The organism is Aeromonas sp. QDB54 (genome assembly GCF_027707385.1).
Lineage (GTDB): Bacteria > Pseudomonadota > Gammaproteobacteria > Enterobacterales > Aeromonadaceae > Aeromonas > Aeromonas hydrophila.
Map to the genome: position 1 here is coordinate 142254 of NZ_JAPCIT010000004.1, position 11901 is coordinate 154154.

General features: G+C 59.9%; 11 protein-coding genes. 6 read left to right on the forward strand and 5 right to left on the reverse strand.

What is annotated here, in order from left to right; genetic code table 11:
• Positions 1-231 precede the first annotated feature (231 nt).
• Together fadE and PG881_RS05520 are read left to right on the forward strand one after the other, a co-directional pair.
• Positions 232-2688 (forward strand): acyl-CoA dehydrogenase FadE, encoded by a 2457-nt coding sequence (gene fadE / locus PG881_RS05515; protein WP_270798508.1) that lies wholly within the window; start codon positions 232-234, stop codon positions 2686-2688.
• A 166-nt stretch (positions 2689-2854) separates the two neighbouring features.
• The gene (locus tag PG881_RS05520) at positions 2855-4372 is read left to right on the forward strand and encodes an HD domain-containing phosphohydrolase (protein WP_011705467.1); all 1518 of its coding nucleotides are present in this window, start codon (positions 2855-2857) and stop codon (positions 4370-4372) included.
• A gap of 81 nt (positions 4373-4453) precedes the next feature.
• Here PG881_RS05520 and PG881_RS05525 read toward each other — a convergent pair whose 3' ends face one another.
• Complete coding sequence (locus tag PG881_RS05525; protein ID WP_270798511.1) at positions 4454-5719, reverse strand: TIGR03503 family protein; 1266 nt, start codon at positions 5717-5719, stop codon at positions 4454-4456.
• Positions 5716-6450, reverse strand: coding sequence for a DNA polymerase III subunit epsilon (gene dnaQ / locus PG881_RS05530; protein ID WP_011705465.1), 735 nt, complete (start codon positions 6448-6450; stop codon positions 5716-5718). Before dnaQ ends, PG881_RS05525 begins: the two co-directional genes overlap by 4 nt.
• Before the next feature lie 52 nt (positions 6451-6502).
• Here dnaQ and rnhA point away from each other — a divergent pair, with 52 nt between their 5' ends.
• Positions 6503-6967 carry a ribonuclease HI gene (rnhA, locus tag PG881_RS05535; RefSeq protein WP_017409841.1) on the forward strand — a complete coding sequence of 155 codons (465 nt, stop codon included), beginning with the start codon at positions 6503-6505 and terminating at the stop codon, positions 6965-6967.
• Here the strand turns inward: rnhA and PG881_RS05540 are convergent.
• Positions 6955-7677 (reverse strand): class I SAM-dependent methyltransferase, encoded by a 723-nt coding sequence (locus PG881_RS05540; RefSeq protein ID WP_016350242.1) that lies wholly within the window; start codon positions 7675-7677, stop codon positions 6955-6957. The genes rnhA and PG881_RS05540 overlap by 13 nt on opposite strands.
• A gap of 71 nt (positions 7678-7748) precedes the next feature.
• On the opposite strand from PG881_RS05540, the gene gloB reads away from it, so the two are divergent.
• Together gloB and PG881_RS05550 are read left to right on the forward strand one after the other, a co-directional pair.
• Positions 7749-8513 (forward strand): hydroxyacylglutathione hydrolase, encoded by a 765-nt coding sequence (gene gloB / locus PG881_RS05545; protein WP_029303442.1) that lies wholly within the window; start codon positions 7749-7751, stop codon positions 8511-8513.
• 70 nt (positions 8514-8583) lie between these two features.
• Positions 8584-10131 carry a LysM peptidoglycan-binding domain-containing protein gene (locus PG881_RS05550; protein WP_029303443.1) on the forward strand — a complete coding sequence of 516 codons (1548 nt, stop codon included), beginning with the start codon at positions 8584-8586 and terminating at the stop codon, positions 10129-10131.
• An 86-nt stretch (positions 10132-10217) separates the two neighbouring features.
• Here PG881_RS05550 and PG881_RS05555 read toward each other — a convergent pair whose 3' ends face one another.
• Positions 10218-11063: an endonuclease/exonuclease/phosphatase family protein gene (locus PG881_RS05555; protein WP_016350239.1), complete on the reverse strand. Its 846-nt coding sequence runs from the start codon at positions 11061-11063 to the stop codon at positions 10218-10220.
• A 111-nt stretch (positions 11064-11174) separates the two neighbouring features.
• On the opposite strand from PG881_RS05555, the gene PG881_RS05560 reads away from it, so the two are divergent.
• Positions 11175-11399 carry a hypothetical protein gene (locus tag PG881_RS05560; protein WP_005299261.1) on the forward strand — a complete coding sequence of 75 codons (225 nt, stop codon included), beginning with the start codon at positions 11175-11177 and terminating at the stop codon, positions 11397-11399.
• Between the two features lie 6 nt (positions 11400-11405).
• Here PG881_RS05560 and yciA read toward each other — a convergent pair whose 3' ends face one another.
• The gene (gene yciA / locus PG881_RS05565; RefSeq protein WP_005299258.1) at positions 11406-11801 is read right to left on the reverse strand and encodes an acyl-CoA thioester hydrolase YciA; all 396 of its coding nucleotides are present in this window, start codon (positions 11799-11801) and stop codon (positions 11406-11408) included.
• Between the last annotated feature and the right edge of the window lie 100 nt (positions 11802-11901).

Below are 11901 nucleotides of genomic sequence, written 5' to 3' on the forward strand. Positions count from 1 at the left end.
AAATATGGGCCGCGCCATTGTCGCACAAGCCAATCCCGGAGTCGCCCCCTGCCCGTCACGCGCCCCTCTGCAGGACGTTATGCCGATCACAGAGCCAAGGTAACAAGCTTGTAAACAGCTTGATAAGTTTGTGCGTATGAATTACAACAGGGACCATATCCAACAGGTCAGACCTCTGGATCAGTTCAACCATATTCACCCAACTTCGGCAACTCATGCAAGGAGCGAAAAATGACGACGACCCTCACTCTGCTCGGAGTGATCCTGGTGATCGGCGCCATGGCTTATCGCCGGGCGTCTCTGTTCACCTCCACGCTTGCCACTGCGGCAGCCCTGATTGTCGGCACCCTCTATGGCCACGTCCCCCTGCTGGTCTGGGCGCTGTTTGCCGTGATCGCCATCCCCCTCAACCTGGTGGATTTTCGTCGCAACCAGCTGACCAAGCCGCTGTTCAAACTCTACAAATCCATCATGCCGGAGATGTCCCGCACCGAGAAAGAGGCCATTGAAGCGGGCACCACCTGGTGGGAAGCAGACCTGTTTGCCGGCAACCCGAACTGGAAGAAGCTGCACGCCATTCCGGTCAGCACGCTGTCTGCCGAAGAACAGGCGTTTATGGACGGTCCGGTTGAAGAAGTGTGCCGCATGGTCAACGACTGGGAAGTGACCCACGAGCGAGCCGACCTCTCTCCCGAAGTGTGGCAATACCTGAAGGACCACAAGTTCTTCGCCATGATCATCAAGAAGAAATATGGCGGGCTGGAATTCTCCGCCTATGCCCAATCCTGCGTGCTGCAAAAGCTGTGCGGCGCCAGCGCCGTGCTCGCCTCCACCGTTGGCGTGCCCAACTCGCTGGGCCCGGGTGAGCTGCTGCAACACTATGGCACCGACGAGCAGAAGAATTACTACCTGCCCCGTCTGGCGGTCGGCAAAGAGATCCCCTGCTTCGCCCTGACCAGTCCCGAAGCGGGTTCAGACGCCGGCTCCATCCCCGACTTCGGCATCATTGCCAAGGGTGAATGGGAAGGAGAAGAGGTGCTCGGCATGCGCCTCACCTGGAACAAGCGTTACATCACCCTCGCCCCCATCGCGACCGTGCTGGGTCTGGCCTTCAAACTGCGCGACCCGGATCACCTGCTGGGTGACGAAGAAGAGCTTGGCATCACCTGCGCCCTCATTCCGACCCACATCAAGGGAGTCGACATCGGCCGCCGCCACTTCCCGCTCAACGTGCCGTTCCAGAACGGCCCGACCCGCGGCAAGGACGTGTTCGTCCCGCTCGACTTCATCATCGGCGGCCCGGCCATGGCTGGCCAGGGCTGGCGCATGCTGGTGGAGTGTCTGTCGGTCGGACGCGGCATCACTCTGCCCTCCAACAGCACCGGCGGCGTCAAGATGCTGGCCTTGGCGACCGGCGCCTACAGCCGTATCCGTCGCCAGTTCAAGCTGCCTATCGGCAAGATGGAAGGGATTGAAGAGCCGCTGGCCCGTCTCGGTGGCAACGCCTACATCATGGGGGCCGCCGCCAACCTGACCGTGACCGGCATCGACCTGGGCGAGAAACCCTCGGTCATCTCTGCCATCGTCAAATATCACCTCACCGACCGCGCCCAGAAGTGCATCATCGATGCTATGGACATCCACGGTGGCAAGGCCATCTGCATGGGCCCCAACAACTATCTGGCCCGCGGCTATCAGGGTGCCCCCATCGCCGTCACGGTAGAAGGGGCCAACATCCTGACCCGCAGCATGATCATCTACGGTCAGGGCGCCATCCGCTGCCACCCGTACGTGCTGCCGGAGATGCTGGCCGCCAGCCACCCGGATCAGGAACAGGCCCTCAAGGACTTCGACAAGGCGATGTTCAGCCACGTCGGCTTTGCCATCAGCAATCTGGTGCGCAGCTTCTGCTTAGGGTTAACCGGAGCCCGCTTCGCCGCCGCGCCGTTCAAGGATCAGACCAAGGGCTACTACCAGCAGCTCTCCCGCCTCTCTGCCAACCTGGCCTTCCTGTCAGACATGGCGATGGGCACCCTGGGGGGCGAGCTCAAGCGCAAGGAGCGGGTCTCCGCCCGTCTTGGCGACGTGCTGAGCCAGCTCTATCTGGCCTCCAGTGCCCTCAAGCGCTATCAGGATGAGGGTCGTCAGCACGCCGACCTGCCGCTGCTGCACTGGGCACTGCAAGATGCCCTGTTCAAGGCGCAGGAAGCTATCGACGAATTGCTGCGCAACTTCCCGAATCGCTGGATTGGCTTGGCTCTGCGCGTCATCGTGCTGCCGCTGGGTCGCGACCTGAAGCGCCCGAGCGACAAGCTGGACAGCCAGGTCGCCCGCCTGCTGCAAACTCCGAGTGAAGCCCGCAGCCGTCTGGCCCAGGGGCAGTATCTCACCCGCGAAGAGGGCAACCCCTTCGGCCTGCTGGAGCAGGCGCTGGACGACGTGCTCTCTGCCGAGCCGCTGTTTGAGAAAGTATGCAAGGCTGACGGCATCAAGCGTCCGTTTATGCAACTGGACAAGGTGGCAGAGATCGGCCTAGCGCAGGGAGTTCTCAACCAGACCGAAGCGGACCTGCTGCGCCGCGCCGAAGAGAGCCGCCTGCGCACCATCAACGTCGATGATTTTGATCCCATCGACCTGGTGGCCAACAAAGCGCTGTTCGAGCCATCGGCCTATCACAGAGCCGCCTGACAGACACATAGATAGTCAAACGCCTCCCATGTGGAGGCGTTTTTTTAGGGGGCCGGAACAGGATGACGACAAAGAGATTTCACAGATCAAATTTTATTTCTCAATAAGTTTCCTATCCTTAGTGAAGCAGTTAATGTAAGCACAGGATCCCAAACAGGATTGCATGATGGATGACCAAATCCTGATTATTGACGATGACGATCTGCCCCTTCTCGATGACCAGCAGGCTGGATGGAAGGTGATGATTGTGGACGATGAACCCGAGGTTCATCGCATCACCAAGATCACCCTGAGCAAGTTTGAATTCGATAATAGACCCATTGAATTTTTGCATGCTTATTCAGCCGCCCAGGCCAGGGAGTTGCTCGCCAAGACTCCGGACGTAGCACTGCTGCTGCTGGACGTGGTCATGGAGGTCGATCACGCCGGCCTCGATGTGGTCAAATTCGTGCGCGAGGATCTGCAAAACAAGATGGTGCGCATCGTACTGCGCACCGGCCAACCCGGTCAGGCCCCGGAAGATGACGTGGTCACCAACTACGACATCAACGACTACAAGGACAAGACCGAGCTCACCTCCCAGAAGCTGCGCACCCTGCTGCGGGCCAGCCTGCGTTCATATCGCGATATTCGCACGCTGGAGAGCAATCGCCAGGGACTGGAAAAAGTCATTGAGGCCTCCAAGGGGATCTTCGAGAAACGGGCGCTGCGCCAGTTTGTCGAAGGCGCTCAGGAACAGCTCGGGGCCCTGCTCAGCCTGGAAGAGTCGCAAATCTACGACGTGAAGCAGTTCGCCTACGAAGTGCGGGATCAAATTCTGGAGCCCCTGCTGCCGGGCCACCCGTCACTGCGACTGGCGGATGCCCCCTCTATTCTGCGCCAGGCCATGGCCAATCGTGCCAACGTCTATGATGGCAACCAGATGGTGCTCTACTGCCAGAACCCCCGTCATCACCTGCTGTTTCATATCGAGACCACTCGTCAGCTCAGCCAGATGGACATGGGGCTGCTCAGCCTGTTTACCGAAAACATCATAGTGGCGCTGGAGAACATCCGGCTCAACGAGGTCATCGCCGACAACCAGCGCGAGATCATCTATCGGATCGGCGAGCTGGTGGAGACCCGCTCCAAGGAGTCCGGCCTGCACGTGAAACGGGTCGCCCTCTACACCGAACTGTTCTGCCAGCTGCTTGGCATGAGCGAGGAGCAGAGCGAGCTCATCAAACGCGCCTCCCCGCTGCACGACATCGGCAAGGTGGGCATCCCGGATGCCATCCTCCACAAACCGGGCAAGCTGACCCCCGAGGAGTGGGAGATCATGAAGACCCACGCCCAGCTGGGACAAGACATGCTCTCCGGCAGCGATCTGGCGCTGTTCCAGATTGGCGCGACCATCGCCGGCAACCACCATGAAAAGTGGAATGGCAGCGGCTATCCCCGTGGCCTCAAGGGTGATGCCATTCCGTTGGAAGGGCGGGTGGTGGCGCTGGCCGATGTGTTTGATGCGCTCGGCTCGGATCGCTGCTACAAGAAGGCCTGGCCGCTGGACAAGGTACTGGCGCTGATCCAGGAAGAGAAAGGTCAGCACTTCGATCCCCAGTTGGTAGAATTGATGCTGGCCAACCTCGACAAATTCCTCGAGATCCGCGATCAACACAAGGACATCTACGTCGGGGAACATTGATGCTGAAAGGTTGTAGCTAACCCGTCTGCCCATGAATAACAAAGCCGCCGTGATGGGCGGCTTTTTCATGCGGTTGCCCGGTTATTGTTCGGGCAGGTTCAGATCCAGTTTGGCTTCCGGCTTGGCGCTTTCGCTCTCGGCCTTCTGCGCCGCCATCGCTTTTTTCAGTGCCCGCCGCTTTTGCAGCAAGATGAAACCGATGCCGCCCAGCAAGACCAGCAGGATGCCGACTCCACCCAACAGCCAGATCAGCCAGCCGCTGCTCTGTTTTTCCTCGAATTTCACCTGGTTGGGCACTGCCGCCGAGGTTTCAGAAGCCGCAGAGGCCGCCGATGGCTCAGCCGCAAGCACCGGGAAGATATTGAACGATTTCACCGGCAGCGTGACCTGGATCTCGCGGCCCAGCCGGGTCGTGCCAAACAGGGTGGCGTTCACCTCATACTGGCCGACCTCCTTGATGGCGGAGAGATCCACTTCCACCCGGGGTTCGGTCGCCACCGCATTGAACGCCATGCTGGCTCCCACCGTGTTGGTCGCCTTACCTTCAATTACCACGGAGGCCGGATCCAGCTCATCGGCATCGATCAGGAAGGAGAGCTTGGCGCCAAACTCCTGCGAGGGAGGCGCCAGGGTATAGTTGACCGGCAACGGGTAGATCAGCACGTCCTGATAGCGAGCGCGGGAGAACACCTGATTGCCCGTGCTATACATGGCCCGGTATTTTCCCGCAGCCACATCCAGCACCGCCTCGGCGGTCATGATGCCGTCACCCGGCACCTCGTCGAGCCCCTTGCCATCGTCACGATAGTGGCCGAGCACTTCGTTAACGATGGGCTCATCCTCCTGCTTGGCGTCGTTGAAACGCTGCAATCGCACCGTCATGCCAAGGTCGGTGAGGTAATAGCCCGCCTTGGGCGGTGCATCGTCGATCAGCAGCCAGGACTTGAGCTTGACCCTTTCCCCCTGATAGAGCTGGGTCGGCAGTTGATCGGTTTCCAGCCTGATGTTCGACAGCAGGCGCACCCGGTTGTCCGGGTCCACCTCGCCGATGGCCTGCCAGGGGCCTGGCATGGGATCACGGATGGTGATGAGATCCTGATCCTTGAGCGCCAGCCAGCCCACATCGGGGGGCGTCACCTTGCCCACATAGAGCTTGCTGCCGTCCGGACGCACCAGGATCACCGACGGGGTGCCCGGCTTGCGCGTCACGATGAAGGTGATCTCTTTCACCCCGTAATCAATGCGAAAGCGATTGTCGAGCAGGGGAATGTCGGAGGGGGCAAACACCTCGTTGGCCGAGGCCGTCAGCGAGGCCAATAACAGCAGGCCGCCCCATAGCTTGCTCATTGCCGCCACAGGCAGGCTCCTCCCTTTTTCTGCACCAGATCCAGCCGCGCCTCGTGCACCGCCTCAATCTCGGCGCTGGCACGGATCACCTTGAGCGGTGGGCGATTGCTCTCCAGCCGGCGGATGCTGGTGTCCTGGTTGCTCTCATTCTCACTGCTCTCGGTAGCCAGATTCAACTTGGTCTGGCCACCCGTCATCAGCAGGTAGACGTCCGCCAGGATCTCCGCATCGAGCAAAGCCCCGTGCAGGGTACGGTGCGAGTTGTCGATGCCGTAGCGATCGCACAGCACGTCGAGGTTGTTGCGCTTGCCGGGGAACAGGTCCCGCGCCATCGCCAGAGTATCCGTGATACCGCAGATGTCGGCAGTCTTGAAATTGAGGCCGAGCTTGCCGAACTCATAGTCCATGAAGCTCACGTCAAACGGCGCGTTGTGGGCAATCAGCTCGGCACCGCGGATGAACTCGATGAACTCGTCGGCGATCTGGCTGAACGACGGCTTGTCACGCAGGAACTCGTCGGTGATGCCGTGAACCTGGATGGCCTCGGGGTCCACCAGCCGATCCGGCTTGATGTAGACATGGAAGTGGTTACCGGTCAGCTTGCGGTTGATCACCTCCACACAGCCGATCTCGATGATGCGGTGTCCCAGATAGACGGGGCCACCGGCGGTGTTCATACCTGTGGTTTCAGTATCCAGAATGATCTGGCGATTCAGTTGGGGTGTGTTCATGATCCAATCTATGTCAAACTTCGGCTTTACCCGCTAGTTTACCCCAAGACTCATGCTAAAAAAGATCGATTTGTATACGGATGGTTCCTGTCTCGGCAACCCGGGCCCTGGCGGCTATGGTGCCGTCATGGTCTATGGCAAGCACCGCAAGGAGCTCGCCGCCGGTTTTCGCCTCACCACCAACAACCGGATGGAGCTGATGGCCGCCATCATGGGGCTGCGCACCCTGAACGAGCCCTGCCAGGTCAGACTCACCACCGACAGCCAGTATGTGCGCCAGGGGATCACCCAGTGGATCATCGGCTGGAAGAAGAAAGGATGGGTGACAGCCAGCCGCCAGCCGGTCAAGAACGTCGATCTCTGGCAGGCATTGGATGCGGAAGTGGCGCGCCATCAGATCGAATGGCTCTGGGTCAAGGGGCACTCCGGTCACCCGGAAAACGAACGCTGTGACGAGCTGGCCCGCGAGGCCGCCAGCGGCAAACAGCTGGCCGAGGATACCGGCTACCAACCCTGACGCGCCATGCCCGGCGTCGCAATCGACTCGGGCAAGCGCCAGCGGCGGCGTACCGGCGTCAACGGAAAGCGCCGCTTGCGCGCCGCTATCACGTAAACGGACGCAAACGGCCTGCAATAATCCCGCCCCACACTCTCCCGCCACCAGCCTATTCGGCTCTGCTTGCCCATGAACGAGTAGCCAAAGCGCTCGTCAAACATCACTTCACACCCGAGCAGCTGCAGCCAGTCGGTGACCCGCGCCGGAGTGAACATGCGGGCCGACCAGGGCAGATGTTGACGCAGGAAAGGCAGGCAGTGGCCGATACCGACCAGGCTGAGCGGATTGTAGCCGCTGACGATAAGCCATCCATCGTCGGTCAGCACCCGCTCCGCCTCGCGCAGCACCTGATGCGGGTCGGGTGAAAAGTCGAGACAGTGGGCCAGCAGGCAGGCATCCACGCTGCCGGTGCGCACCGGCAAGGCCAGTGGGTCGCCCTTGAGATCCAGCAATCTGCCGCTGGGGGCGACCCCTATCTGGTGGCGAATGGAAGAGCAGCCGCAGGAGAGTTCGGCGCTCAGTGCCCCGACTTTAAGCAGATGATAACCAAACAGATGTGGACACCAGCTGTCGAGCCGTTCCTGGATCTCGGCCGCTACCCAGTCCCCCATGGGCAGTGCCGACCAGCTGGTCGGGATCTCGATTTGTTGTTCGGTACGTGCCACCTGCATAATAGGGCTCAACTTGGGGTTCGAACGCCATCCAGTTATATAAGATACCCTCCATAAAGAGAAGCAGACTCATGTATCCAGTGATCACAGTTCCTGCCTTTAACGACAACTACATCTGGTTGATCCGACACGAAAATCACTGCCTGGTCGTCGACCCGGGCGATGCCGAACCCGTGCTGGAGCGACTGGCTGCACTGGAGCTGCAGCTCGACGCGATCCTGCTGACCCATCACCACCACGATCATGTGGGAGGCGTCACCGCCCTGCTCGGCCACTTTCCCCACGCCAGACTCTATGGCCCCAAACTTGACCCTATGCCTGCTCATCACGGCCAGTGGCTCGATGACGGGGATCAGATCAACTGGCATGGGCTGAGTCTCGAGGTGATCCATGTGCCCGGCCATACCCATGGCCACATCGCCTATTACGGCCATGGCATGCTGTTTTGTGGCGATACCCTCTTCAGTGCCGGTTGCGGCCGCCTGTTCGAAGGTACCCCGGCCCAGATGCACGCCTCATTGCAGCGACTCGCCACCCTGCCCGACGATACCCTCATTTATTGTGCCCATGAGTACACCCTCTCCAACCTGCGTTTCGCCTACGCGGTCGAGCCGGACAACCAGGCGATCCAGCAGCGGATTGGACTGATCAGCAAGCTGCGCCAGCAGGGTCTGCCGAGTCTGCCCTCACGGCTGGGGGATGAGCGGGAGTTCAACGTTTTTCTGCGATGCGAACAGGATTCCGTGAAATTTTCTGCTGAGAAACACGCCTTAAAATGCTTGGAAAATCCAGAGGATACCTTCACCGTGCTGCGATCCTGGAAGGACGTTTTTTGAACAAACCTTGATCAGGGGGCCATTGCCCCTTATGATGCGAGCTGTTTTTCCTAAAGATGACCTGAGCGAGATGAAGGTACGAACGGCCTTATTGGCGGCGCTGTTTCTCAGCGGCTGCCAAAACCTGAGCCATCAGGATGACCGGGCGCTAACGGCAATCGAGCCGATCAAGTCCCCCCAAGTCAACAAAAAAGCGTATAAAAAACATTCGGCGCGCTTCCTGTTCGGAGACGAACAGATCGACGAACTGGATGACACCGATAACCTGTGGGTGCGTATCAGCGATGATATGCAGTTTGATCCGCAGGAGAACGACCGTGTCCGCCAGCAGCGTGATTGGTTGTTGCGCAATGATAAGCATCTGGCGACCATTGCCAGCCGGGCTGAGCCCTACCTGTATCTGATGGTAGAGGAAATCGAACGGCGTGAGCTGCCAATGGAGCTTATTACCATCCCCATGATCGAGAGCATGTTCGATCCCCACGCCCGTTCCCGCAGCAATGCGGTGGGTCTGTGGCAGTTCGTTCCTGCGACCGGCAAGAACTTCGGCCTGCGCCACGACAACTGGTACGACGGCCGCCGCGATGTACTGGCCTCCACCAATGCCGCGCTGGATTATCTGGAGTACCTGAACCGTTTCTTCGACGGCGACTGGCTGCAGACGCTGGCGGCTTACAATGCCGGTGAAGGACGGGTGCGCAACGCCATCACCCGCAATCAGAAGGCAGGCCGACCAACCGACTACTGGTCACTCGATCTGCCCCGCGAAACCCGGATGTATGTGCCCAAGATCCTGGCCATGGCCGACATGATCCGCAATGCGGACAAGTACAATGTCACCCTGCCGGTACTGGCCAACAAGCCTCAGCTGCGGGTGGTCAACACCGGCGGCCAGATCGATCTGAACGTGGCAGCCCAGCTGGCAGGCCTGCGTCCGGCTCAGCTGAAAGAGGTCAATCCGGCCCTGACGCGCTGGTCGACCTCACCCAAGGGGCCCTATCGCCTGCTGGTACCGGTCGAGTATGCCGATACCCTGGAGCTGGCCCTGGCCGATCTGCCCCAGAGCGAGCGCATCCGCACCCGCTCCTATCAGGTCACCAGCGGCGACACCCTCTCCCGCATCGCCCAGAATCACGGGGTGAGCGTGCAGCAGCTCAAGCTGGCCAACAACCTGAGTGGCAACCACCTGCGCCGTGGCCAGACCCTGATGATCCCGACCAGCGGCAGCAAGCCGGCGGTCAGTCAGAGTGCCCAGAGCAAGCCACAGCAGCTCGCCAGCCGCAGTGCCGGCAAGATCCAGTACAAGGTGCGTGCCGGTGACAATCTGTGGAGCATCAGCCAGGCGCACGGGGTCACCCATGACGAGCTGGCCAAGTGGAATGGTCTCAATGCCAAGTCGGCCTTGAAGCCTGGCATGAAGCTGGTGGTCTGGCCCAAGCAGGGCAAGAGCAGCAACAAGTCCATGGTCTATCAGGTACGCCGCGGTGATTCCCTCTCCTCCATCGCCGCCCGTTTTCAGGTTGCCGTGATGGATGTGATGCGCTGGAACCAGCTGGGCAAGAGCGATTACCTCAAGCCGGGTCAGGAGCTGACCCTGTTCGTGAAGAACAACAGCTGATCGTTCATCACTGCATAAAAAAATACCCCGCCAAAAGCGGGGTATTTTTTTATCTGGCACAGGCCACCCTGGTGGCCTGTACGGATTCAGGGAGTGATGGCCTGAGCCGCAAAACGGGCCATGATGGGGTTGTGATCCGAGGCATCGGTCGCCGGGCTGCTCACTTCCACCAGGTCCAGGTTGCGGTAGTAGAGGTGATCGAGCGGTCGGCCGAAGGCGGTCCGGCGCAGATCCGGCACCGGGATCGCCTCCTGCAGCCCCAGTTCGCCCACCAGCTTGTTCAGCCAGAATTCGCGCTTGTCGCTCCAGGTGTTGAAATCCCCGGCCAGAATGACCGGGCCCTGATGGCGATGGATGAGGGCGGTCAGATCGTTGAGCTGCTCGCGAAAGGTCGCCATCCCCAGCTCGAAATTCACCGCATGCAGGTTCACCACCAGCACGCCGTCAGGATCCCCCTGCAAGGGGTAGAGGCTGACCAGACCGGATTTGGGGATGCGCAGCAGCGGCTCGGGGGAGCGCACACCGCACACGAACGCCTGTGGCGTCTTGGCGACCGTCATCACGCCGAAGGAGACACCGCCCTGGGTAAAGGCTTGCAATTGCTGCCACTGGAAATCACCGGCCTTCAGCCATTCCAGCATGTCGGGGCGGGTCGCCGACTCCTGCAGCAGTACCAGATCCTGGGATTTGGCATACTCGTCCAGCCCCTCGCGCCAGTTTTTACGCTGACCCTTGTAGAGATTCCAGACGGTAATGCCGAACTCGCGTGGCAAGGCGGTGGAGGCCAGTGCCACCAGCGGCGGCTTCTGGCAGTTGGCGCCGGGAATGATGCCCTGCGCCGTGACCAGGTGATCCTGATCCGGCACCTCGAAACAGCCGACCAGTCCCAACGTCAGCAGCGACGTACCCAGAATGCGATAACTATTTTTCATTGGCTAACAACCACCTGCCTCTGCATTGTGTCCTGACCATCACAAATGTCATCGCTGCCGACTAGGCTGATAGCTCGTGTCCGGCCCGGCTCCTCCAGAAGGAATTCAACGATGGCGAGACAGCACCAGTACCGCGTGACATTTTATGATCAACAAGGAAATTGTCATCAAGTGGAGCTTTCCACCGTCTATCAGATCAGACGGGATCCCCAGTGCGATCTCTGCCTGTTCGACACCCAGCAGTGCGTCGGCTCGGAAGAGATGCTGGAACGCATGATACGGCAAAAAACCGGGTTTGAGCAGGAAATATCCATCATCAACGCCCGGCTTATCTGAGCCAGATCAGACCGGTACCGGACGGGATTTTCCCTGTTCGTCGATGGCGACATAGGTGAAGATCCCTTCGGTCACGCAGTAGCGCTGGGCCTCGTTTTCACGCAGCACCGGCTTGACCCACACCTCCAGCTTCAGCCGCATGGAGCTGCGACCGATCTTCAGGCAGCGCCCGTAACAGCACACCACGTCGCCCACCTTGACCGGGCTGTGAAAGGTCATGCCCTCGACGGATACGGTACAAATACGTCCTTTTGCCAGCTCCTTGGCCATGATGCCCCCACCTATATCCATCTGGGACATGATCCAGCCCCCGAAGATATCGCCATTGGGGTTGGTATCGGCTGGCATTGCCAGGGTTCTCAGCAACAGTTCCCCATCGGGGTGACGTCTTGTATCTACCATCTTTACCGCTCTCTCTGTATGGATGGCGGCATGATAGGGGGCGAGCCCCCCCTTGGCAAACCTCAATTGCCCGCCGCACCACACCATTGGAGCCACCTGT